General features: G+C 70.9%; 19 protein-coding genes. 18 read left to right on the plus strand and 1 reads right to left on the minus strand.

The annotated features are described in order from the left end of the window. Positions 1–33: 33 nt before the first annotated feature. The 7 genes from JOE55_RS11570 (at position 34) to JOE55_RS11600 (ending at position 9558) form a co-directional block, all read left to right on the plus strand. Complete coding sequence (locus tag JOE55_RS11570; RefSeq protein ID WP_204782995.1) at positions 34–1359, plus strand: homoserine dehydrogenase; 1326 nt, start codon at positions 34–36, stop codon at positions 1357–1359. A 139-nt stretch (positions 1360–1498) separates the two neighbouring features. Continuing rightward, complete coding sequence (gene thrC, locus JOE55_RS11575; RefSeq protein WP_204782996.1) at positions 1499–2608, plus strand: threonine synthase; 1110 nt, start codon at positions 1499–1501, stop codon at positions 2606–2608. Positions 2609–2613: 5 nt separating this feature from the next. Continuing rightward, the gene (thrB, locus tag JOE55_RS11580) at positions 2614–3591 is read left to right on the plus strand and encodes a homoserine kinase (protein WP_024290793.1); all 978 of its coding nucleotides are present in this window, start codon (positions 2614–2616) and stop codon (positions 3589–3591) included. A 309-nt stretch (positions 3592–3900) separates the two neighbouring features. After that, the gene (gene rho / locus JOE55_RS11585) at positions 3901–6009 is read left to right on the plus strand and encodes a transcription termination factor Rho (RefSeq protein ID WP_204782997.1); all 2109 of its coding nucleotides are present in this window, start codon (positions 3901–3903) and stop codon (positions 6007–6009) included. Positions 6010–6152: 143 nt separating this feature from the next. After that, positions 6153–7274: a peptide chain release factor 1 gene (gene prfA / locus JOE55_RS11590; RefSeq protein WP_204782998.1), complete on the plus strand. Its 1122-nt coding sequence runs from the start codon at positions 6153–6155 to the stop codon at positions 7272–7274. Continuing rightward, positions 7274–8128, plus strand: a complete 855-nt coding sequence (gene prmC / locus JOE55_RS11595) for a peptide chain release factor N(5)-glutamine methyltransferase (protein WP_024290790.1) — start codon at positions 7274–7276, stop codon at positions 8126–8128. The genes prfA and prmC overlap by 1 nt, the downstream gene beginning before the upstream one ends. 59 nt (positions 8129–8187) lie before the next feature. Continuing rightward, positions 8188–9558, plus strand: coding sequence for an L-threonylcarbamoyladenylate synthase (locus JOE55_RS11600; protein ID WP_338125480.1), 1371 nt, complete (start codon positions 8188–8190; stop codon positions 9556–9558). Positions 9559–9678: 120 nt separating this feature from the next. On the opposite strand, the gene JOE55_RS11605 is transcribed toward JOE55_RS11600, so the two are convergent. Further along, positions 9679–10650 carry an NAD-dependent epimerase/dehydratase family protein gene (locus JOE55_RS11605; protein ID WP_024290788.1) on the minus strand — a complete coding sequence of 324 codons (972 nt, stop codon included), beginning with the start codon at positions 10648–10650 and terminating at the stop codon, positions 9679–9681. Between the two features lie 253 nt (positions 10651–10903). Between JOE55_RS11605 and JOE55_RS11610 the strand changes: the two genes are divergently transcribed. The 11 genes from JOE55_RS11610 to JOE55_RS11660 all read left to right on the plus strand — a co-directional run bounded on the left by JOE55_RS11610 (position 10904) and on the right by JOE55_RS11660 (position 22198). Next, positions 10904–12730, plus strand: a complete 1827-nt coding sequence (locus JOE55_RS11610) for a glycosyltransferase (protein ID WP_029643890.1) — start codon at positions 10904–10906, stop codon at positions 12728–12730. 173 nt (positions 12731–12903) lie between these two features. Beyond that, entirely contained in the window at positions 12904–14925 is a 2022-nt protein-coding gene (locus tag JOE55_RS11615; RefSeq protein WP_024290786.1) for a polysaccharide biosynthesis protein, read from the plus strand. Continuing rightward, a complete protein-coding gene (locus tag JOE55_RS11620; RefSeq protein ID WP_081749281.1) occupies positions 14922–16052 on the plus strand; it encodes an MraY family glycosyltransferase in 1131 nt (376 codons plus the stop codon). The genes JOE55_RS11615 and JOE55_RS11620 overlap by 4 nt, the downstream gene beginning before the upstream one ends. Further along, positions 16049–16513, plus strand: a complete 465-nt coding sequence (locus JOE55_RS11625) for a hypothetical protein (RefSeq protein WP_024290784.1) — start codon at positions 16049–16051, stop codon at positions 16511–16513. The genes JOE55_RS11620 and JOE55_RS11625 overlap by 4 nt, the downstream gene beginning before the upstream one ends. 149 nt (positions 16514–16662) lie before the next feature. Continuing rightward, entirely contained in the window at positions 16663–16929 is a 267-nt protein-coding gene (locus JOE55_RS11630; RefSeq protein ID WP_204782999.1) for a hypothetical protein, read from the plus strand. A 53-nt stretch (positions 16930–16982) separates the two neighbouring features. Then, positions 16983–17717: a F0F1 ATP synthase subunit A gene (atpB, locus tag JOE55_RS11635; RefSeq protein WP_051452724.1), complete on the plus strand. Its 735-nt coding sequence runs from the start codon at positions 16983–16985 to the stop codon at positions 17715–17717. Positions 17718–17836: 119 nt separating this feature from the next. Then, positions 17837–18043 carry an ATP synthase F0 subunit C gene (locus JOE55_RS11640; RefSeq protein WP_006215213.1) on the plus strand — a complete coding sequence of 69 codons (207 nt, stop codon included), beginning with the start codon at positions 17837–17839 and terminating at the stop codon, positions 18041–18043. 54 nt (positions 18044–18097) lie between these two features. Continuing rightward, positions 18098–18646 carry a F0F1 ATP synthase subunit B gene (locus tag JOE55_RS11645; RefSeq protein WP_006215212.1) on the plus strand — a complete coding sequence of 183 codons (549 nt, stop codon included), beginning with the start codon at positions 18098–18100 and terminating at the stop codon, positions 18644–18646. Continuing rightward, positions 18643–19458 carry a F0F1 ATP synthase subunit delta gene (locus tag JOE55_RS13470; protein ID WP_204783000.1) on the plus strand — a complete coding sequence of 272 codons (816 nt, stop codon included), beginning with the start codon at positions 18643–18645 and terminating at the stop codon, positions 19456–19458. Before JOE55_RS11645 ends, JOE55_RS13470 begins: the two co-directional genes overlap by 4 nt. A 110-nt stretch (positions 19459–19568) precedes the next feature. Beyond that, positions 19569–21215, plus strand: a complete 1647-nt coding sequence (gene atpA / locus JOE55_RS11655) for a F0F1 ATP synthase subunit alpha (protein WP_024290779.1) — start codon at positions 19569–19571, stop codon at positions 21213–21215. A gap of 65 nt (positions 21216–21280) precedes the next feature. Then, positions 21281–22198: a F0F1 ATP synthase subunit gamma gene (locus tag JOE55_RS11660; protein WP_204783001.1), complete on the plus strand. Its 918-nt coding sequence runs from the start codon at positions 21281–21283 to the stop codon at positions 22196–22198. The last annotated feature ends 59 nt before the right edge of the window (positions 22199–22257 follow it).

Consider the following 22257-nt stretch of genomic DNA (forward strand, 5'->3'; position numbering starts at 1 on the left):
AACGCCCCGACCCCACCCGTCTGGAGCCTCCACGTGACCCACGCACCCGACACCCGTCCTGACGTCGTCCGGATCGCCCTGCTCGGCGCCGGCAATGTCGGCGCCGAGGTAGCCCGCGTCCTGCTCGAGCAGCCCGAGGAGCTGGCCCGTCGCATCGGTGCCCGACCCGAGCTGATCGGCATCGCCGTGCGCGACACCTCCGCCCAGCGCACCGTCGAGCTGCCGCAGCAGCTGCTGACCACCGACGCCGAGTCGCTGATCGACACCGCCGACGCGGTCGTCGAGCTGACCGGCGGCATCGAACCGGCCCGCACCCGGATCCTGCGCGCGCTGAATGCGGGCAAGCCCGTGGTCAGCGGCAACAAGGCGCTGCTGGCCCGGCACGGACAGGAGCTGCACGAGGCGGCCGAGGCCTCCGGGACCACCCTGAACTACGAGGCCGCCGTGGCCGGGGCCATCCCGATCGTGCGCCCGGTGCTCGAGTCGCTGTCCGGGGACCGCATCCGCCGCGTGCTCGGCATCATGAACGGCACGACCAACTACATCCTCGACCAGATGGACACCACCGGGGCCTCGTTCGACGACGCCCTGGCCGAGGCCCAGCGCCTGGGCTTCGCGGAGGCCGATCCCACAGCTGATGTGGAGGGCCATGACGCCGCCGCCAAGGTCGCGATCCTGGGCGGGCTGGCCTTCCACTCGTGGTACACGATCGACGACGTCTACTGCCGGGGCATCCGCGGGATCACCGCAGAGGACGTCGAGGCCGCGCGCTCCGCGGGCTTCGTGATCAAGCTGCTCGGCGTGGCCGAGCGGGTCTCCTCGGGCGTGAACCTGCGCGTGGTGCCGACCATGATCCCGCGCACCCACCCCCTGGCCAGCGTCCACGGCGGTTACAACGCGGTGTTCGTGGAGGCCGACGGCGCCGAGGAGCTCATGTTCTACGGCCCCGGTGCCGGCGGCGGGCCCACCGCCTCTGCCGTGCTCGGGGATCTGGTCTCGGCCCTGCGCCGCGTCGTGGCCGGAGGACCGGGCATCGGCCCGGTCGTGCACGCGGGCCTGCCGGCCACCGGCGTCGACGACGTCCAGACCAGCTTCTCCCTGACCCTGCTGTGCCCCGATCAGACCGGGGTGCTCGCGGCGGTGGCCGGGGTGTTCGCCGAGCACGGCGTCTCGGTCTCGACCATGCGCCAGGACGACGTCCGCGACGATCCCCGCCGCCCCGGGGAGGACCTGGCCGAGATCCGCATCGTGACGCACCGGGCCCGCAACGCGGACCTCGTGCGCACCGTCGAGGCCGTGCGCGGCCTGGACGTGGTCTACGACCTCTCCGGGCTCATCCGGGTCGAGGCCGACGACTGAGCACGGATTCGTCCGCAGCCGCACGGGCCGGCGGACCCGCGAGTCCGACGGGCCCCAGCGGCCCCGGCACGACAACGCAGTGACAACCCCGCGGCACCGCCCACCGGGCGAGGCAGCCGCAGCGAAGCGAGGAGCAGCAATGGCACATCAGTGGCAGGGCGTCATCAACGAGTACCGCGACCGCCTTCCGGTCACCGATTCCACCCCCGTCGTCTCGATGGGCGAGGGCGGCACCCCGCTGATCCGCGCCCGCGCGCTGTCCGAGCTGACCGGCTGCGAGGTCTGGGTCAAGTTCGAGGGCATGAACCCCACCGGCTCCTTCAAGGACCGCGGCATGACCATGGCCATCACCAAGGCCAAGGAGGAAGGCGCCAAGGCGGTCGTGTGCGCCTCGACCGGCAACACCTCCGCCTCCGCCGCGGCCTACGCCAAGCAGGCCGGCATGCGCTGCGCCGTGCTGGTGCCCGAGGGCAAGATCTCCATGGGCAAGATGGCCCAGGCCGTTGCCCACGGCGCCGACATCATCCAGATCAACGGCAACTTCGACAACTGCCTCGAGGTCGCGCGCAAGCTCTCTGAGTCCTACCCGGTCTTCCTGGTCAATTCCGTGAACCCGTACCGGATTCAGGGGCAGAAGACCGGCGCCTTCGAGGTCGTCGACGCCCTGGGCGATGCTCCGGACCTGCACATCCTGCCGGTCGGCAACGCGGGCAACATCACCGCGTACTGGAAGGGCTACCAGGAGTACGCCGCCGAGTTCACCAACGACCAGGGCGACGTCCTGCCGGCCGTGGCCACGAAGACCCCCACCATGTGGGGCTTCCAGGCCGAGGGCTCGGCGCCGCTGGTGGCCGGGCATCCGATCGATGACCCGGACACCGTGGCCACCGCGATCCGCATCGGCAACCCCGCCTCGTGGGACACCGCGATCGCCGCGCGCGACGACTCCGGAGGACTGATCGAGGCCGTCTCGGATACCGAGATCATCGCCGCTCAGCGCTTCCTGTCCTCGCGCGATGGCGTGTTCGTGGAGCCCGGCTCCGCCGCCGGCGTGGCGGGCCTGATCATGAAGCACGAGCAGGGCCAGGTCCCTGCCGGTGCGCGGATCGTCATCACGGTGACGGGCCACGGTCTCAAGGACCCGCAGTGGGCCGTGAAGGGCGCTGAGGCCGAGGACCCGCATGCCGCCGAGCCGGTGCGCGTGGACTTCGACGTCGTGTCCGTCGCCTCCGCTCTGGGCCTCGAGTGAGCCCCGTGGCGCGTCGCGACTGGCGCGAGGTCCTGGTCCCGGGGCGCTCCGTGGCCGTGAGCGTCCCGGCCTCGACCGGCAACGTGGGCCCCGGCTTCGACACCCTGGGCCTGGCCCTGGAGCACCGCGACGAGATCGAGCTCACCGTCCTGGAATCGGGCCTGGAGTTCGAGCTGCAGGGGGAGGGCTCCGAGTCCGTGCCCCGCACGGAGGACCACCTCCTGGTGCGCGCCGTCCGCGCCGCCTGGCGCGCGGCAGGCCTTCAGGAGCAGCCCGGCATGCGGATCGTGGCGCGCAACCGCGTCCCCCACGGCCGCGGCATGGGCTCCTCGGCCGCCTGCGCGGTGGCGGGAGTGGTGGCCGGCAACGCCCTGCTCGCCGAGCAGCAGCGCCTCGACGAGGACGCCGTCTTCCAGGTCTGCGCCGGCATGGAGGGTCATCCGGACAACGTGGCTCCGGCCCTCTACGGCGGCCTGACGATCTCGTGGGGCGAGCCCGGGGCCTGGCGGACGGCCCCCGTGGACGTGCTGCCGGAGATCGTGCCGATCGTGGCGATCCCCAACTACGAGGTCTCCACGGCGCTGGCGCGCTCGCTGCTGCCCCAGACGGTCGACCACCGCGAGGCGGCCCGCAACGCCGGGCGCTGCGCCCTGCTGATCGACGCCATGTCGCATCGCCCCGAGCACCTGATGCCCGCCACCGCCGACAGCCTGCACCAGCCCTTCCGCGCACCGGCCATGGAGCCCAGCGCGGCCCTGGTGGCCGCGCTGCGGGAGCAGGGGCACGCCGCGCTGATCTCGGGAGCCGGACCCACCGTTCTGGTGCTCTCCGATTCCGCGCCTTCCGCTGATGCCGCGGAGAAGGCCATCGGCGAGCTCGCCGCGCACCAGGGCCCGGGCAGCGAGCACGTCACCTGGCGTGTTCTGCGCCTGTCCGTGCCTCAGCAGGGTGCTAAGGTGAGCGAGCATCCATACAGCATCTAGGATGCGCACGGGCGTTCGAGCCCGCTCCAGCAGACCGAGGTCCGCCGGGGGTGCTCGTAGTCTCCGCCCGACCCGACGCAAGCCCCGCCTGCTCCGGCAGGAAGGCTCGTCCAGTCTCCATCGCGATATCGCCCTCGGCACGGCCTGCGTGCATGCCGTCGGGCGGGCATCTCATCGGATGGGGGCTCCGTCGGCGAGATCGTCGCCATCTGCAGCGCGATCAGGCCCGCAGCTAGCGGCCCGCCACCATGCACAAGAGGTCCGGCGTCTGAGTGCCGAGGCCTTCCACCGAGGGAGAAGGAAACCTTCGTGACCGAATCCACCGACCTGACCTCAGGTACGGATCAGAACTCCGAGCAGAACCAGGGCACCGGCCTCTCGGGCCTCAAGCTGGCTCAGCTGCAGGCCCTCGCCGCGCAGCTGGGCATCACCGGGGCTCGCCGCATGCGCAAGTCGCTGCTGGTCGACGCCATCCAAGCGCATCAGCGCGGCGGCGCCGTCGCCGAGCGCGATGTCGAGGTGGCCGAGAAGATCGAGAAGACCGCGCAGCGCGCCGCCGCCAAGGCCCAGGGCGATGACGCCTCCTCGGCCCAGGCGGGGGAGCCGGAGGTGGAGCCCGAGGCGGGCGATCTGCCGAAGGTCTCCGCGCGCACCGGCCGCGGCCGCCGCTCCTCGGGCTCCGAAGGCTCGCAGGGCGAGCAACAGGGCCAGGACCGCGAGAGCCAGTCCGGCTCGGAGTCCGGGCAGGACACCCCGTCGGGCGATGACTCCCAGCAGCGCTCCGAGGGCGGGCGCCCCTCCCGCTCCCAGCGACGCGGCCGGGGGCGTCAATCCGACTCGGACGATCAGGGCGCTCAGAACAGCGCCGGCCAGAGCAACGGCGGTCACGGCGGCGGCCACGACGACTCCGAGTCCTCGGACGAGGGCGGGCGCCGTCACAACGGCCAGAACGACGGCGGCGGCCGCGGCAGGGGCCGCGGCAAGGGCCAGGGCGGCCAGAACGACGGCGGCCAGCAGGGCGGCAAGGGCCAGAACAGCCAGAACGACGGCGGCAAGGGCCAGAACGGCCAGGGCGGCAAGCAGCAGTCCAAGCGCCAGGGCGGCAGCGACCAGAACGGCGACGACGATGGCGGCTCGCGCCGCAGCCGTCGCAACCGCGGCCGCAATGATCGCAACGACCGCAACGAGCGCCGGAACAACCGTCGCAACCGCGGCGGCAACGGCCCCGAGGTCGATGACACGGAGCTGACCGAGGACGACGTCCTGCTGCCCGTGGCCGGCATCCTGGATGTGCTGGACAACTACGCCTTCGTGCGGACCTCCGGCTACCTGCCCGGCCCGAACGACGTCTACGTCTCGCTGGCCCAGGTCAAGAAGAACAACCTGCGCAAGGGCGACGCCGTCGTCGGCGCCATCCGCGCCCCGCGCGAGGGCGAGGAGAACCAGCGCGGCCAGCGCCAGAAGTTCAACGCCCTGGTGCAGCTGACCAGCGTCAACGGCAAGAAGCCGGAGGATCAGGGCGATCGCACCGAGTTCTCCAAGCTCGTGCCGCTCTACCCGCAGGAGCGCCTGCGCCTGGAGACCGAGCCCAAGAAGGTCGGCCCGCGAGTGGTCGATCTGGTCTCGCCGATCGGCAAGGGCCAGCGCGGCCTGATCGTCTCCCCGCCCAAGGCGGGCAAGACGCTGATGCTGCAGTCGATCGCCAACGCGATCACCACGAACAACCCCGAGGTCCACCTCATGATGGTGCTCGTGGACGAGCGCCCCGAGGAGGTCACAGACATGCAGCGCACGGTGAAGGGCGAGGTCATCGCCTCGACCTTCGACCGTCCCGCGGACGACCACACCACCGTGGCCGAGCTGGCCATCGAGCGCGCCAAGCGCCTCGTGGAGCTGGGCATGGACGTGGTGGTGCTGCTGGATTCCATGACCCGCCTGGGCCGTGCGTACAACCTGTCGGCTCCGGCCTCCGGGCGCATCCTCTCCGGCGGCGTGGACTCGGCGGCGCTGTACCCGCCCAAGCGCTTCTTCGGCGCCGCGCGCAACATCGAGAACGGCGGCTCACTGACCATCCTCGCCACCGCGCTGGTGGAGACCGGGTCCAAGATGGACGAGGTCATCTTCGAGGAGTTCAAGGGCACCGGAAACATGGAGCTGCGCCTGTCCCGTCAGCTGGCGGACAAGCGCATCTTCCCCGCCGTGGACGTCAACTCCTCGGGCACCCGTCGCGAGGAGAACCTCATGGGCGCCGATGAGCTGAAGATCATGTGGAAGCTGCGTCGAGTGCTCTCGAGCCTGGATCAGCAGCAGGCCCTCGAGCTGCTGACCTCCAAGCTGCGCGACACCCAGTCGAACGCCGAGTTCCTCATGCAGGTCCAGAAGACCACGCTGAACGTCAAGGCGGACGACGACCGCTGAGGTCCCTCGCGACCAGCCCCGGGGTCCGCTCGACGAGCGGTCCTCGGGGTTGAGTCGTCCTGCGTCCGTCGACCGGTCGCATGCCATCCCCGCCCGGCGACCGCCGTCGCCCGGCCCGCAGCCCCTCAGGAGAGCGCGAACCCGTGACCGAGATCGAAGCCCGTGAGGGTACCGGGCCCTTGGAGGCGATCCTCCAGGAGCACGAGCAGCTGCAAAAGCGCCTTGCGGATCCGTCCGTGCATGCCGACCAGCTGCTGGCCCGTCGGCTCAATCGCCGCTATGCGGAGCTGGACCGGGTGGTGGGCGCCCATCGGGACCTGCAGGCCCTGCGCGAGGGCCTGGAGGCGGCCCGCGAGCTGGCACCTGAGGCCCCCGAATTCGCCGCGGAGGCCGAGCAGCTGCAGGGCCGGATCGACCCGGCCCGCGAGCGGCTGCGCCGGCTGCTGATCCCGCGGGACCCGGACGACGCCCGTGACGCCATCCTGGAGATCAAGGCGGGGGAGGGCGGTGCGGAGGCCGCGCTGTTCGCCGGCGATCTGCTGCGCATGTACCTGCGCTTCGCGGAGTCCCAGGGCTGGAAGACCGAGGTCCTCAGCGACACCCCCGCTGACCTGGGCGGGCACAAGGACGTCCAGATCGCGGTCAAGGGACGCTCCCAGGACCCGGCCGAGGGCGTGTGGGCCAAGCTCAAGTACGAGGGCGGCGTGCACCGCGTCCAGCGGGTCCCGGCCACCGAGTCGCAGGGCAGGATCCACACCTCCGCCGCCGGCGTGCTGGCCTTCCCCGAGGTCGATGCCCCGGAGGAGGTCGAGATCACCCAGAACGACCTGAAGATCGACGTCTACCGCTCCTCGGGCCCCGGCGGGCAGTCCGTGAACACGACCGACTCGGCGGTGCGGATCACCCATCTGCCCACGGGGATCGTCGTGGCCATGCAGAACGAGAAGTCCCAGCTGCAGAACAAGGAGGCGGCCATGCGCGTGCTGCGCGCGCGCATCCTGGCCCACCAGCAGGAGCAGCTCGACGCCGAGGCCTCCCAGGCCCGGCGCAGCCAGGTGCGCACGATGGACCGCTCCGAGCGGGTGCGCACGTACAACTTCCCCGAGAACCGCATCGCCGATCACCGCACCGGCTACAAGGCCTACAACCTCGACGCCGTCCTGGACGGAGCGCTCGGGCCCGTGATCGAATCCGCGATCGAGCTGGACGAGCAGCACCGGCTCCAGCAGATCGGCCAGGGCGCCGGCGCCCAGGACCTCGGCTGATGGCCGAGACGCTCGCCCAGGCGCTGCGCCGGGCCACGGCACGGCTCGAGCGGGCGGGGGTGCCCGCTGCGGAGGCCGATGCCGTGCAGCTGGCCGGGCACCTGCTGGGACTGCAGCGCGGGGAGGTCGCCGCGCGCGCCATCATCGGCGCGGACGCGCCCAAGGGCCTCGACGAGCTGGTCGAGAGGCGCGCGGCCCGCGAGCCGCTGCAGCACATCGTGGGCACGGCCCCCTTCCGCCGCCTGGCGATCCAGGTGGGGCCGGGGGTCTTCATCCCGCGCCCGGAGACCGAGCTGCTCGTCGAGCTGCTCGTCGAGCGCCTGCGCGAGGACCAGGCGGACGGGGAGGCGCGCCCGGTAGTCGTCGACCTGTGCACCGGTTCGGGGGCGATCGCCGCCGCCGTCGCCGACGAGGTGCCCCACGCCCGGGTGCACGCGATCGAGCTCGACCCGCAGGCCCTGCACTGGGCACAGCGCAATCTCGAGGGCACCCGGGTGGACCTGCGCGAGGGCGACGCCACGCATGCTCCCGAGGATCTGCGGGGGCGCTGCGCGGCCGTGGTGAGCAATCCCCCCTATGTTCCGGCCCGCGAGCCCATCACCCAGCCGGAGGTGCTCGAGCACGATCCCGCGGCAGCGCTGTGGGGCGGTGGAGACGACGGGATGGAGATGCCGCGTCGGATCATCGCCGCGGCGGCCCAGCTCCTGCGCCCCGCCGGCTGGTGCGTGCTCGAGCACGCCGAGTCGCAGGCTGAGGACATGCAGGAGCAGATGCGCAGCTCGGGATTCGAGCAGGTGCAGCTGCATCAGGACCTGACGGGTCGGCCCAGGGCCACCAGCGGGGTCCTCGCGTGATCGGGACCGCAGGGGCCGTCGGGGGTGGAGAGGGGCGGCGGAGTGCAACAATGAACGGCGTGAACGACACTTCCAGCGATCGCCCCCAGAACCCCGACGACCTCGCAGCGCAACCCCGGGACGCCATCCCGGCCGAGGACGCCGAGCAGTCCCTGGAGGAGGCCCCCGAGAACGTCGAGCCCGAGCAGGAGGCCGAGGAGCAGGCGGAGGCGCCTGTGCCCGCGGAGTTCTTCCGCATCAAGGACGAGCGCTCGCGCGGCGCCGCTGTCGATGCCGCCCGCCGCGAGCTGGCCCGCCACCAGGTCGTCGTGATGCCCACCGACACCGTCTACGGCATCGCGGCCAACGCGTTCTCGGCCGAGGCCGTGCAGCGCCTGCTCGAGGCCAAGGGCCGCGATCGCACCATGCCCCCGCCCGTGCTCATCGCCCACAGCGGCGTGCTCGACGGGCTCGCGGACTCCGTGTCGGAGGAGGCCCGCGCCCTGGCCGGAGCCTTCTGGCCTGGCGGACTGACGCTCATCTGCCACGCGCAGGCGTCCCTGCAGTGGGATCTGGGCGAGACCCGCGGCACGGTCGCGCTGCGCGTGCCCGACGATCCCGTGGCCCAGCAGCTGCTGCAGGAGACCGGGCCGCTGGCCGTGTCCTCGGCCAACCGCACCGGCATGACAGCCGCCGTGACCGCCGAGCAGGCCCGCGAGATGCTCGGCGACTCGGTGCGCGTCTACCTGGAGGACGGCCCGCGCACCGAGGGCATGGACCCCGCTGGGGAGGACACGGCCGACGCACAGCCCGTGGCCTCGACTATCGTCGACTGCACCGGCGGCGTTCCGGTCGTCGTGCGTGACGGCCGCATCTCCCTGACCCGCCTGCGCGAGGTCGTCCCCTCGGTGATCGCCCGCGACGGCAGCAGCGCCCCGAGCGATGCCGAGGAGGAGACGGCGCAGCCCGACGCCGTCTCCTCCGCGGACGGGGAAGCCGCCGACGAGTCGTCGGTGCAGGGCCCCGGTCAGCGCAGCCAGGATGCCTCCGGCGAGCAGACCGGTCCCGATCAGGACCCCGCCGGAGCCGACGAGCCGTCCGGGCCGCAGGGCAGACCCGAGGGCTCGGGCGGCAGCACCGTCGCCGACCCGGAGATCGGGATCGTGGAGCAGGCTCGCGCCGAGCAGGATTCCGCGGCACCTGGGCCCGAGGACTTCGCAGGGGCCAGCGCCGCCACAGGGGTCTCGGCCGCAGCCGCCGTCGTGGCTGCCGGCGGAGGAGGCGGGAGGCACGGTGCACCCGACCAGAACCGCACCCGTCCGCAGCGCAGGGATCCCGAGAGCACTCGCCCGCTCGGGGTGGCGCAGGCCAGCGCGCTCGTGGCCCGCGCCGTGCCGGAGGACCAGGCGGAGGCCTCCCTGCCGCAGGCCGGGGTGGACCAGCAGCGCTGAGGCACAGGGACTGCAGCGCGAAGGGCCCGTCGGGCAGAGGAGCCGATCCTCAGCCCGACGGGCCCTTCCGCGCTCAGCGGCGAGCGCCCAGCGGCGCAGGTGCCGGATGCGTGCCGGGGCTCAGTGGCCCTGGGCCGTGTGCACGGCGCGCAGCACGGGCGTGATGGCGGGGGCGGGGAGCATGTCGTGCTCCTGGACCCAGCCGGGCACCTGCTGCTGGCCGAACCACGTGACCTCGATCCGGCGCAGCGGGCCATGCCAGCGGGACCCGGCGGCCGAGGAGATCAGATAGCCCAGGCGCACTGCCGCCCGGCACAGGACGGTGGGCAGGTGCAGAGGCTCCCGACGGCCGGCATCGCGCAGGATCGAGGCGGTCGTGGCCCCCTCCCACGGCTGCAGCACGATCCGGGGCAGCTCGCCCTTGAAGGTGCCGAGACTGGCCACGAGCTCCGCCAGGGCCTCCGAGGAGGTCACCGGGGTGTGCGCGGTGCCGTCGCCGGCCACGGAGCTCAGCGGGGTCGCGGCGAACCTGGCCAGGCGCTGGGTGGTCGAGCGTCCTCGGCCCTGGACGGAGGTCGCGCGCAGCAGCACGAGCTCGGGCAGGCCCTCGCGGGTATCGGCCTCGCGGTCCAGCACGCGCAGCAGGGCGCGCTCGGCCAGGGCCTTGGAGAACGAGTAGGGGGAGAAGGGATCCGTCTGCGTGGTCTCGTCGAGGCACGGCGTGCTGCCCTGGACCGCCGCGGTGGACAGGTGGATCACGCGGGTGACGCTCGTGCGCTCGGCCGCGGCGAGGATCAGCAGCGGCAGGAGGGCGTTGGCGCCCACCAGGGCGTCCTGATCGGTGCCATCGGGGCGGGCGAGTCCCGCGGCGTTGACGACCACATCTGCACCGGCGAACGAGTCGGCCAGGTAGTCGATGACGGATTCCAGGTCCCGGGCGCGACCCATCAGGTGGTGGACGGTGCGCGCGCTGCTGGAGAGCCGCGGAGCGGAGACGGCCTGGACGGTGTGGCCTTCGGCATGCAGTCGGGCGGTGATCGCCGATCCTGCGAAGCCGGTCGCACCCACGACCCGCCAGTTCCTCGCCGTCATGAGAACTCTCCTGTCTGCAGACCCGCGGACCGCGGCGCCGCGGTCCATCGCTGCTCATCGTACAGAGGCCGCGGATCCGGCAAGTGGATGCAGGAACCGTCCAGGGGAGCCTCAGGCAGGCTCCTGGAGGATCACAGAACGGGCGAAGGCACCGGTGCTAATGTTCCGGAACCCGAGACAGGCTGCGCAGCCCCCGAGCCCCGCGCACCGGTCCTCGGACCCGAATCCTCGATTCCCGTCTGGAGCTGAAGCTGTGCCCGTCTCTGCGAGCGAGCCCGTAGTGGTCGCCGTCGTCGTGAGCTTCAATCGAGCTCGCCTGCTGACGACCACGCTGCAGGGCCTGGCCTCCGGCGAACGCGCACCGGAGACCATCGTGGTCGTGGACAACGCCTCGGACGACGACTCCGTGAGCGTCGTGGAGGACTTCGCCCGCCGCAGCGAGATCGGCGTGGACCTGATCCGCCTGCCGCGCAACGTCGGGGGAGCCGGAGGCTTCGCCGTGGGGATCGATCGAGCGGCCCATCACCACGGCGCGGACCTGATCTGGGTCATGGACGACGACACCGAGCCCCTTCCGCAGGCGCTGTCCGCGGCCGTGGGCGCCTGGCGGGCCTACGACCCCCGCGGCGGCCGCCGTCCCGCCTTCGTGGCCAGCCGCGTGCTGTGGACCGACGGCACCGAGCACCCCATGAACTCGATGATCGAGCGCATCGGAGCCGGTGCCGGGCGCCGTCGGCGGGCCGAGGCCGTGGGCGCCCGCACGATCCGCTCGGGCTCGTTCGTCGCGCTGCTGCTCGACGGCGATGCCGTGCGCGCGACCGCTGCGCCCATCGCCGACTTCTTCATCTGGAATGACGACTTCGAGTTCTCCACACGGCTGGCTCGATGGAGCGATGCCCTCCAGGTGCCGGCCTCCCAGGTCGTGCATCACACGGCCCGGCCGGTGACCACGGACTCGGATCCGGGCCCGCGCTTCTACTACGACGTCCGCAACAAGCTGTGGGTCTTCACCCGCTCGACCTCGCTGGCCCCGTGGGAGAAGGTGCTCTACGGCGGGGCGACCGCGCGGCTGTGGCTGCGGACCCTGCGCGGATCGCAGGAGCGCGGACAGGTCCTGCGGCGGTTGGCCGCAGGCGTTCGGGACTCCCTGAGCGCCCCCCGCAGCAATGCCGAGGTCCTGGACGGCGTGTGGCGGCTCGAAGGAGCGCAGTCGCAGTCGGAGGAGCCCGCCTCCGAGCAGGCCCTGCCCGAGTTCTCCGTGCTCCTGCCGGTCTACGCCGGGGACACCCCGGAGCGCTTCCGCCGTGCGGTGGCCTCCTCCACCCTCGAGCAGACCGTGCGCCCGAGCCAGGTCGTGATCGTGCGCGACGGCCCCGTGGCCCCCGAGATGGCCGCAGCGCTCGAGGAGATCACCGAGCAGCTGCGCTCGGCCGAGCCGCCGATCGACGTGGTGCGCGCCGACCTGCCCGAGAACCGAGGGCTGACGGCCGTGCTGCGCCACGGGCTGCGGCTGTGCACGCACGAGATCATCGCCCGCGCGGACGCCGACGACATCTCCTACCCGCAGCGCTTCGAGGAGCAGCTGCCCCTGATCCGCGACGGCGCCGACCTGGTGGGGGCGTCCATGAACGAGATCGGGGATCGGGAGGAGGTCCTGGCCCTGCGCCAGGCGCCCACGGATCCGGCGCGCATCGCGCGGATCTCCAGGCTGCGCAATCCCATATCCCATCCCGCAGCCGTCTTCCGCCGCGGCGCGGTCGAGGCCGTCGGCGGCTACCAGGAGCTGCCTCTGGCCGAGGACTACTGGCTGTGGGTGCGGATGATGCGCGCCGGGGCCCGGGTTCGCAACGTCGCGCAGCCGCTCGTGGGCTACCGCGTCTCCGACGGCGCCTACACCCGCCGCGGCGGCCTCCGGGTCTTCGCCGCCGAGATGCAGCTGCAGTCCCGGCTCTTCGGCCTGGGTCACGTGGGCCGGCTCGAGCTGGCGCGCAACGTGGTGGTGCGCGGCGGCTATCGGTTCATCCCGCGGCGACTGCGCGAGCGCAGCTTCCGCGCGTTGGTGAGCTCGCGCCGCGTGTGATCCGCCTCCCGCACAGGGGCGGCCTACCGGGTCGCGCGTCCGCCTGCCTCTAAGCTGGACGGACCGACTGCCGGGCCCGCGCACCTTCGGGCGCTCCGTCGCAGCCCCCGCGAGGGCTCTGCTCGGGCGGCCGGCACAGCGCTCCCGTACGTCTCCAGGAGGGACCGACCCCGATGCAGCCACCGCAGGACGGCGACGGAGCCGCATCCTCCACCGGTCTGACCGGCTCCGCCTCGCTCGCGCTGAGCCGAGCCGCGGCCGATGAGAAGCCCACCGCGTGGCTGTGGATCCAGATGATCCTGGACTCGCTGTCCTGGATCGTGGCCATGACCGTCGCCCTCGCGCTGCGCTACGAGCTCAACCTGGACTTCATCAGCCCGATCGGGATGTTCGCCGTGTGCGTCGTCGCTGTCGTCTCGCAGCTGGCCGTCGGCTATTCCTTCGCCCTCTATCGGGGCCGCTACTCCTTCGGCAGCTTCGACGAGGCCAAGCTGCTCGTGGTCGTCACCGTGATCGTGGCGGCGATCCTGCAGATCCTGCTGCTGATCACCGGCCCGTCGATCGGGGTGCCGCGCTCAGTCGCGCTGATCGCCTTCCCGTTCGCGTGCCTGCTGATGGCCGCCTTCCGCTACCTCAAGCGCATGTACCAGGAGTCCGCGTCCAAGCCCGGCGAGGCGGCCCAGCACGTGGTCGTCTACGGCGCGGGGCAGTCCGGCACGTTCATCATCCAGCGCATGATGCAGGACCCGGACTCGGAGTACGTGCCCGTCGGGATCATCGACGACGACCCCGCCAAGAAGCACCTGCGCATCTCCTCGGTCCCGGTGCTCGGCACGCTCGACGACGCCACCCAGGTGCTCGAGCAGACGCGCTCGCAGATCCTGCTCGTGGCCCTGTCGGGGGTCGACTCCAAGAAGCTGCAGCGGGTGGCGGACACGGTCGCCGGCACCGGCACGCGCGTGATGACCGTGCCGCCGCTGTCGTCCATGCTCACCGGCCCCGGCACCAGCGTGGACATCCGCGACGTCAACCTCGAGGACCTGATCGGGCGCAGCCCCGTGGACATCGACTCCAAGGAGATCTCCGGCTACATCACGGGTCGGCGGGTGCTGGTCACGGGTGCCGGCGGCTCCATCGGCTCGGAGCTGTGCCGCCAGCTGCTGGCCTTCGAGCCCGGCGAGCTGATGATGCTCGACCGCGACGAGACCAACCTGCAGTCCACGCAGATCTCCATCACGGGCCGCGGCCTGCTCGACGGCCGGGACACCGTCCTGGCCGATATCCGCGATGCCGAGGCGCTCGAGCAGCTGTTCCTCGAGCGCCGACCGGAGGTCGTCTTCCACGCGGCGGCGCTGAAGCACGTCTCGCTGCTGGAGACCTATCCCGACGAGGCATGGAAGACCAACGTGCTCGGCACCCTCAACGTGCTGGAGGCCGCACGGAAGGCGGACGTGGGCGTGTTCGTCAACGTCTCGACCGACAAGGCCGCCAACCCCACGACCGCACTGGGGCACTCCAAGCGCGTGGCCGAGAAGCTCACCGCCTGGATGGCCCAGGAGACCGGCAAGCGGTATGCCTCGGTGCGCTTCGGCAACGTGTTCGGCTCGCGCGGATCCATGCTCCCGCTGTTCACGGAGCAGATCCGCCAGGGCGGGCCCATCACGGTCACCGACGCACAGGCGACCCGCTACTTCATGACCATCCCGGAGGCCTGCCAGCTGGTGGTCCAGGCCGGGGCGATCGCCCGCGGCGGCGAGGTGCTCATCCTGGACATGGGCGAGCCGATCCGCATCATCGACATCGCCGAGCGGCTGCGGACCCTGTCGGGGCGCGAGTCGATCGAGATCGTGATCACCGGGCTGCGCCCGGGGGAGAAGCTGCACGAGGAGCTGATCGGTCTCGGCGAGTCGGACGAGCGCCCCTTCCACCCCAAGATCTCGCATGCCAAGGCGACGGCGCTGTCCCCGGAGGGCCTGGACCGGCACACCTGGAAGCTGCGCGGCAACATGCCCACGACCGGCATGATCCCCGTGGTGCGAACGCACTCCCAGCCTGCGCCCACGGAGTTCCGCGCCGCACGCCGGGCCTCCCTCTCCGCTCACGCGGAAGAGCCCGAGCACGGGACCGCTGCCGGTGGTGCGCGCCGCGGCGACGACGAGCTGCCGTACGACCAGGATCAGGACAGCGCCTCATGAGCACCGCCGCGATCCCCGCTCTGCAGCTCAGTGCCGAGAACAAGGACATCTCGGTGCTCGCCACCGATCCCGGCGCCTGGCCGACCGCCGAGGAGCTGCAGTCCCTGCTGCACCTGGGCCTGATCTTCGGCTCCGCGGCTCTGGTGCTGAGCCTGGCCATGCCGCTGGTGGTCAAGCCCGTGCTGCGCCGACTGGGCGTGGTGGACATCCCCAATGAGCGCTCCTCTCACACACGCACCGTGATCCGCGGCATGGGCCTGGCGGTGGCGGCCGCCGTGGTGGTCGTGCAGCTGCTGGCCCTGCTTCTCGGGGCCGTCGAGGTCGACCGCTCGATCGCCCTGGTCGTGCTGCTCGGCACGGCCCTGGCCGCCGGGCTCGGGTGGTGCGAGGACATCCGCGGGCTGTCGGTGCGCTGGCGCCTGGCCGGGCAGCTGCTGATCGGCCTGGTGTGCGCCGGGGCGCTGACCCTCATCCTGGGCACCGGGATCTGGTGGTGGCCGGTGTGCGCGATCGCCGTAGTCGCCTACATCAATGTCGCGAACTTCATGGACGGCCTCAACGGCATCTCCGGGATGCACGGCTTCGTGGTCGGCCTGGTCTACGCCTGGGCGGGGGCCTCCAACGACCTGGTGTGGATGATCGTGGCCGGGCTCGTGGTCGCCTTCGCCTTCCTGGGCTTCCTCCCCTGGAACTTCTCGCGCGACTCCGTCTTCCTGGGCGACGTCGGCTCCTACCTGCTGGGCGGATCGCTGATCATGATCGCGATCGCGGCCTTCCTGTCCGGGGTGTACGTCGAGTACCTGCTGCCCGCGCTGTCCGTGTACCTGGCGGACACGGGCTGGACCCTGCTGCGGCGCATCCGCCGCGGCGATCCATGGTGGCGCCCGCACCGCGAGCACGTCTACCAGCGGCTCACGGACATCGGGTTCTCGCATGCGGCTTCGTCCCTGACGGTCGCGGTCTTCACCGTGGTCGTCTCCCTGGTGGGGCTCACCGGCCTGTGGCTGAGCGGGCTGCCGGCCGTCGTGCCGGGCCTGGCCGTGCTGGCCGTGCTCGCGCTGTACCTGAGCCTGCCGCACCTGCTCGGCGCACGACGCACCGCCGAGGCCCAGGAGGCGCGCGCATGAGCGTCCGTCGAGACCCTCGCCGGCGCCTGAGCACCGTCGGGGGAAGCCCCTGGGCAGTGATGCTGCGCCACGGCCTGATCGCCGGTGCCGCGGCCTGCCTGGCGCTCGTGGTCGCGGCCGCGATCATCTCCGGGGGAGGTGCTGCCGCCTCGGCGGCGACGGCCTCGGCGGTCGTCGCCGTCCCGTTTGCGCTGTCCGGCCTGGCGCTGTGGTGGGCCAGCGGGCTGTCGGCCTACGCCCCTCCGCTGGTCATGCTCTTCGCCTACCTCGTGCTGGTGCTCGTCGGGGCCATGCTGATGGCCTCGGTCGAGGCCCCGGGCTGGCTGAGGCCCCACTGGCTGATGGCAGCGGCCGCTGTGGCCGTGGGGGCGTGGCTGGGCGGGATGGCCACCGGCCTGCGCCGAGCCCGCATGCCGATCTACGACGTCGCCGTGCCGGACGGCGATTCCGAGAGGACCTGACGATGGACCCCGTACAGCACCCAGACGATACGCCGAGAGCATCCGCGGGCAAGGACTCCCCGGAGGCTGGATCAGCCGCTGAGAAGAGCCCGCTGAGCACCGCGGGGGAGCTCGTGCAGGCCGGTGGGAACCGCGCCGCACTGGGGATCATGACCTATCTCGTGATTGGGACGGCCTTCTGGGGTCTGATAGGATTCCTGCTGGATTACCTGGTGGGAACACAGTGGATGGTCTATGCCGGTGCGGGCCTCGGGCTCGCGGCAGGCCTCGCTCTCTCCTACCTCCGCCTGCAGGCCGGGCTGCGGATCAGCGAGGACCCGCAGGATCATGGTGCCGCCCGGAAACGCCGAGACGCCCCGTATCACTCCGAGACTCACCGGAGCTGGGACGGCGGCAGCAGAAAGGACCGCCAGTGATTGTCGCGCCGCCCCTCGAGGGAACAGGCCTAGAGGTCCCCGGCGTGGAGGACATGCACCTCCCGCCGCTGTTCGAGATCGGGTCCTTCGCCTTCGGCAAGCAGATGCTTCTGATCCTGCTGTCGGTGGCACTGATCTCCTTCTTCTTCCTCTGGGCCATCCGGCGCCAGTCGCTCGTGCCGTCCAAGGGCCAGTACCTCGGTGAGGTCGCCTACGGCTTCGTCCGCAACTCGCTGGGCCGCGATCTGATCGGCGAGAAGGAGCTGCGCCCCTGGCTGCCGTGGCTGTTCACCTTCTTCTTCTTCATCCTGGTGAACAACTTCTTCGGGTCCATCCCCGTCCTCCAGCTGCCGACCATGTCGCACGCCGGCTCGGCCTACGTGCTGGCGATCATCGCCTACGTCGCCTGGGTGGGCGTGGGGATCAAGCGCCACGGCTTCGGGAAGTTCATGGCCAAGATGACCATGCCGGAGGGCGTCCCCAAGATCCTCTACGTCATCCTGATCCCGATCGAGTTCCTCTCGAACCTGATCATCCGCCCCGTGACCCACGCTCTGCGTGTGTTCGCCACCATGTTCGCCGGCCACATGGCCATCATGGTCTCGGCCGGCCTCATGTCCCACCTCTTCGTGAACGTGGGCGGCTTCGGGTTCCTCGGCGGACTGGGCGCCCTCGTGCTCGGCATCTTCATCTTCTTCCTGGAGGTGCTGATCCAGGTGCTCCAGGCCTACATCTTCGTGCTGCTGTTCGCGGTCTACGTCGACGGCGCACTGAAGGAAGGGCACTGACCCCACAGTCTTGGTTCGGCAGCGACCGAGCCACACGCGGAGTACCGCTCCGACCTGTCAATCGCCATTCGTGGCACACCGCTCGCACTGCGCGGGCAGTCTGAAAGGAATCTCCAAGAATGGATATCACTGGTTCGCTCTCCGCCATCGGCTACGGTCTCGCTGCCATCGGCGGCGGCATCGGCGTGGGTCTGATCTTCGCCGCCTACATGCAGGCCGTCTCCCGCCAGCCGGAGGCCCAGCGCGTCCTGCAGCCCATGCTGTTCATGGGCTTCGCCGTGGTCGAGGCCCTGGCCATCCTGGGCTTCGTCATGTTCTTCCTGTGATCCTCCGCGGTAGTGGAGATCTGACAGGAGCCGAAGAGAACAGGAACGACGTCCATGACCACTGACATCATGGCTGCCGAGGCGGCCAATCCGCTGATCCCCAATGGCTGGGAGATGCTGGTCACCGCCGTGGGGTTCTTCATCCTGCTGTTCGTCGCGATCAAGTGGATCGTCCCGATGTTCGAGCGCACCTACGCCGAGCGCAGCGAGGCGATCGAGGGCGGGCTCGCCAAGGCCGAGCAGGCCCAGGCCGAGGCCGACCGCGCTCGCGACGAGTACAACCAGCAGCTGGAGAGCGCCCGTCTCGAGGCCCAGAAGATCCGCGAGGAGGCTCGCCTCGAAGGCGAGAAGATCCTGGCTGACTTCAAGGACCGCGCGAACAGCGAGTCCGCTCGGATCACCGAGAACGCGCACAAGGCCATCGCCGCCGAGCGCTCCTCCGCGGCGCTGTCGCTGCGCACCGAGGTCGGCTCGCTGGCCACGCAGCTGGCGTCCAAGGTCGTCGGGGAGTCCCTTTCCGACGATGATCGCTCGCGTCGCGTCATCGATCGGTTCATCTCCGAGCTCGAGAGCGCGCCGGCCGATCAGGGTGCCCAGCAGTGAGCGCCGCACGGTCTGAGCTCGGACGCGTGGATGTCGCGTCGCTGCTGCGCCCGTGGGCGGAGCAGGCGCACTCGACCATCTCGCGCGAGCTGTTCGACGCGCTCGAGGCCGTGCAGGGCAATGATCTGCTGCGGCGCTCGCTGACCGACCCCTCTCGCTCCGGCGAGGAGCGCGGCGCCCTGGCGCGGCGCATCTTCTCCACGGCGCTGGGGGATGCGGCCACCGGGATCCTCGAACTGCTGAGCAGCCGCACGTGGGCCACCGAGGAGGCGTTCACTGAGGGCCTCGAGTCCTCGGCCGTCGTCCTGGCGGGGTTCGCGGCAGAGCGGCGCATGGGCCCCGAGGGCCTGGACGCGGTCGTCGACGACGCCCTGGGCATGCAGGCGGTCCTCGAGGAGGAGCCCGAGCTGCAGCAGGCGCTGACGGACGCACGAGCTCCGCGCGAGGCCAAGCTGCGTCTGCTGGATCGCGTGGCCCCGTCGCTGCGCGAGGAGGGTCGCCTGCTCGCCGAGCAGGCCATCCTGACCCCGCGGGCCCACCGCCCGCACCGGGTGCTGGCCGACTGGGCCGAGCTGCTCTCCGAGGTCCGAGAGGGCGGCATCGCCCGCGTCCGCTACGCCGGAGCTCTCGACGACGCACAGGTCGAGCGCCTGCGCGGCGCCCTCTCGCGGCTCTACGGCCGCGAGCTGAAGATCGTGCTCGACGAGGACCGCACGCTGGTCGGAGGTCTGCGGATCACCGTCGGCGACGAGGTGATCGAGGGCTCCGTGGCAGCACGGCTGAACGAGCTGCAGGAGCGCATCCGCGCCTGAGGCCGCCACCGGACGCCGCACCGCGCCCGCCGGTCGGGAAGATCCGACCGCACAGACGAAACAGCTGGTCATCGACACGATGATCACGAACGAGGAAGCAGGGACACGAGATGGCCGAAGTGACCATCAATGCCGATGAGGTCCGCAGCGCGCTCCAGGAGTTCGCGGCGTCCTACGAGCCCGGCACCACCGAACGCACCGAGACCGGCCGCGTCACCAGCGCCGCCGACGGCATCGCCCGAGTCGAGGGCCTGCCCTCGGTCATGGCCAACGAGCTGCTGCGCTTCGAGAACGGCGAGCTGGGCCTGGCCCAGGACCTGGACGTGCGCGATCTCGGTGTGGTCGTCCTGGGCGACTTCCGCGAGATCGAGGAGGGCCAGACCGTCGAGCGCACCGGGGAGATCCTCTCCGTTCCGGTCGGCGACGCCTTCCTCGGCCGCGTGGTCGACACCCTGGGCAACCCGCTCGACGATCTGGGCCCCATCGAGGCCGAGGGCCGTCGCGCCCTCGAGCTGCAGGCCCCGGGCGTGACCATGCGCAAGTCGGTCCACGAGCCCATGCAGACCGGCCTGAAGGCCATCGACGCCATGGTCCCGATCGGGCGCGGTCAGCGCCAGCTGATCATCGGCGACCGCCAGACGGGCAAGACCGTGATCGGCATCGACACGATCCTGAACCAGCGCGAGAACTGGGAGACCGGCGATCCGGACAAGCAGGTCCGCTGCATCTACGTCGCCATCGGCCAGAAGGCCTCGACGGTCGCGGGCATCCGCAAGACCCTCGAGGACAACAACGCGCTCGAGTACACGACCATCGTGACGGCCTCGGCCTCGGACTCGGCCGGTCTCAAGTACCTCGCTCCGTACGCCGGCTCGGCCATCGGCCAGCACTGGATGTACGGCGGCAAGCACGTCCTGATCATCTTCGATGACCTCTCCAAGCAGGCCGAGGCCTATCGCGCCACGTCGCTGCTGCTGCGCCGCCCGCCGGGACGCGAGGCCTACCCCGGCGACGTCTTCTACCTGCACTCCCGCCTGCTCGAGCGCTGCGCCAAGCTCTCGGACGAGCTGGGCGCAGGCTCCATGACCGGCCTGCCGATCGTGGAGACCAAGGCGAACGACGTCTCGGCTTTCATCCCCACCAACGTCATCTCCATCACCGACGGCCAGATCTTCCTGCAGTCGGACCTGTTCAACGCGGATCAGCGTCCCGCGGTCGACGTCGGCATCTCGGTGTCGCGCGTCGGCGGCGCCGCGCAGATCAAGGCCATGAAGAAGGTCTCCGGAACGCTGAAGCTGGACCTGGCGGCCTACCGCTCCATGCAGGCCTTCGCCATGTTCGCCTCGGACCTGGATGCGGCTTCGCGCCAGCAGCTGACCCGCGGCGCCCGCCTGATGGAGCTGCTGCGCCAGAAGCAGTACTCGCCGTACCGCGTCGAGGACCAGGTCGTCTCGATCTGGGCCGGTGCCAACGGCCACCTGGACGACATCGAGGTCGCCGACGTCCTGGACTTCGAGCGCGCTCTGATCGATCAGGTCCGCCGCACCACCAACGTCACCGACTCGATCGTCTCGAGCGGCAAGCTCGAAAGCGACGCCGTCGAGGCGCTGGAGACCGCCGTGGCCGAGGTCAAGCGCGACTTCCGCGGCACGAACAGGGACAACCACGCCCCGGGCCACGAGGAGAGCCAGCCGCTGTCCGACGACGAGGTCGGCCAGGAGCAGATCTCCGCCAGCGGCAGCACCCGCGCCAACTGACGCCCTCCGCTGCGGTGCGCCGCGCTTGAGGGCGGCGCACCGCAGCGGCACAGAAAGGAAGCTTCATGGGAGCCCAGATCCGGGTCTACCGCCAGAAGATCTCCTCCACGCAGTCCATGAAGAAGATCTTCAAGGCGATGGAGATGATCGCGACTTCGCGCATCAGCAAGTCGCGTCAGCGCCTGGCCGCGGCCTCGCCGTACGCCAATGCGCTGACCCGTGCTCTGTCGCAGGTGCTGTCCCAGTCCGGGACCTCGAGCCACCCGATGCTCAACCAGCGCACGGAGACCTCGCGCCGCTCGGCCGTCGTCGTGTTCAGCTCGGACCGCGGCCTCGCCGGTTCCTACTCGGCCAACGTCCTGAAGAAGACCGACAAGCTGCTGGCTCGCTTCGACGAGCAGGGCACCGAGGCGAAGGTCTACCTGATCGGGCGCAAGGCCAAGCAGAACTTCGACTTCCGGGGCCGTGCCTACGAGCAGGCCTTCGAGGGGGACACCGACAGCCCCAAGGCGGAGCGGGCCGAGGAGCTGGCCGAGCTGCTGGTCGATCTCTACACGACGGAGTACGACGAGGGCGGCATCGACGAGATCCACCTGGTGTACACGCGCTTCGAGTCGCTGGTGAAGCAGGAGCCGTCGGTCCTCCGCCTGCTGCCGCTGGAGGTCGTGGACGCCAACGAGATCCATGACGACGTCGCCGATAGCTACGGCGAGGTCTCCACGGCGGACACCGGCTTCGATTTCGAGCCCTCTCCGGAGGACTTCCTGGACATCGCGCTGCCGCGCTACATCCGGGCGCGCATCTACTCGAGCATGTGCCATTCGGCCGCTTCTGAGCTGGCTTCGCGCCAGCGCGCCATGAAGTCGGCCGGGGACAACGCCGGCGAGCTGATCAACAAGTACACGCGCCAGATGAACAACGCCCGCCAGGCCGAGGTCACCACGGAGCTCACGGAGATCGTCTCGGCCACCGAGGCCCTGTGATCCATCGGCGCCTCGGCGCCGCCGCATTTCCCCACGCCACCCACGAACAGTGAAGTGAG

Origin of the sequence: Kocuria palustris (assembly GCF_016907795.1) — a bacterium.
Lineage (GTDB): Bacteria > Actinomycetota > Actinomycetes > Actinomycetales > Micrococcaceae > Kocuria > Kocuria palustris.

Coding starts and splice junctions, on each gene's coding strand:
- thrC (WP_204782996.1), top strand. CDS start 1,499: ATGGCACATCAGTGGCAGGGCGTCATCAACGAGTACCGCGACCGCCTT.
- prmC (WP_024290790.1), top strand. CDS start 7,274: ATGGCCGAGACGCTCGCCCAGGCGCTGCGCCGGGCCACGGCACGGCTC.
- JOE55_RS11605 (WP_024290788.1), bottom strand. CDS start 10,650: ATGACGGCGAGGAACTGGCGGGTCGTGGGTGCGACCGGCTTCGCAGGA.
- JOE55_RS11615 (WP_024290786.1), top strand. CDS start 12,904: ATGCAGCCACCGCAGGACGGCGACGGAGCCGCATCCTCCACCGGTCTG.
- JOE55_RS11620 (WP_081749281.1), top strand. CDS start 14,922: ATGAGCACCGCCGCGATCCCCGCTCTGCAGCTCAGTGCCGAGAACAAG.
- JOE55_RS11625 (WP_024290784.1), top strand. CDS start 16,049: ATGAGCGTCCGTCGAGACCCTCGCCGGCGCCTGAGCACCGTCGGGGGA.
- JOE55_RS11630 (WP_204782999.1), top strand. CDS start 16,663: ATGACCTATCTCGTGATTGGGACGGCCTTCTGGGGTCTGATAGGATTC.
- atpB (WP_051452724.1), top strand. CDS start 16,983: ATGCACCTCCCGCCGCTGTTCGAGATCGGGTCCTTCGCCTTCGGCAAG.
- JOE55_RS11640 (WP_006215213.1), top strand. CDS start 17,837: ATGGATATCACTGGTTCGCTCTCCGCCATCGGCTACGGTCTCGCTGCC.
- JOE55_RS11645 (WP_006215212.1), top strand. CDS start 18,098: ATGACCACTGACATCATGGCTGCCGAGGCGGCCAATCCGCTGATCCCC.
- atpA (WP_024290779.1), top strand. CDS start 19,569: ATGGCCGAAGTGACCATCAATGCCGATGAGGTCCGCAGCGCGCTCCAG.
- JOE55_RS11660 (WP_204783001.1), top strand. CDS start 21,281: ATGGGAGCCCAGATCCGGGTCTACCGCCAGAAGATCTCCTCCACGCAG.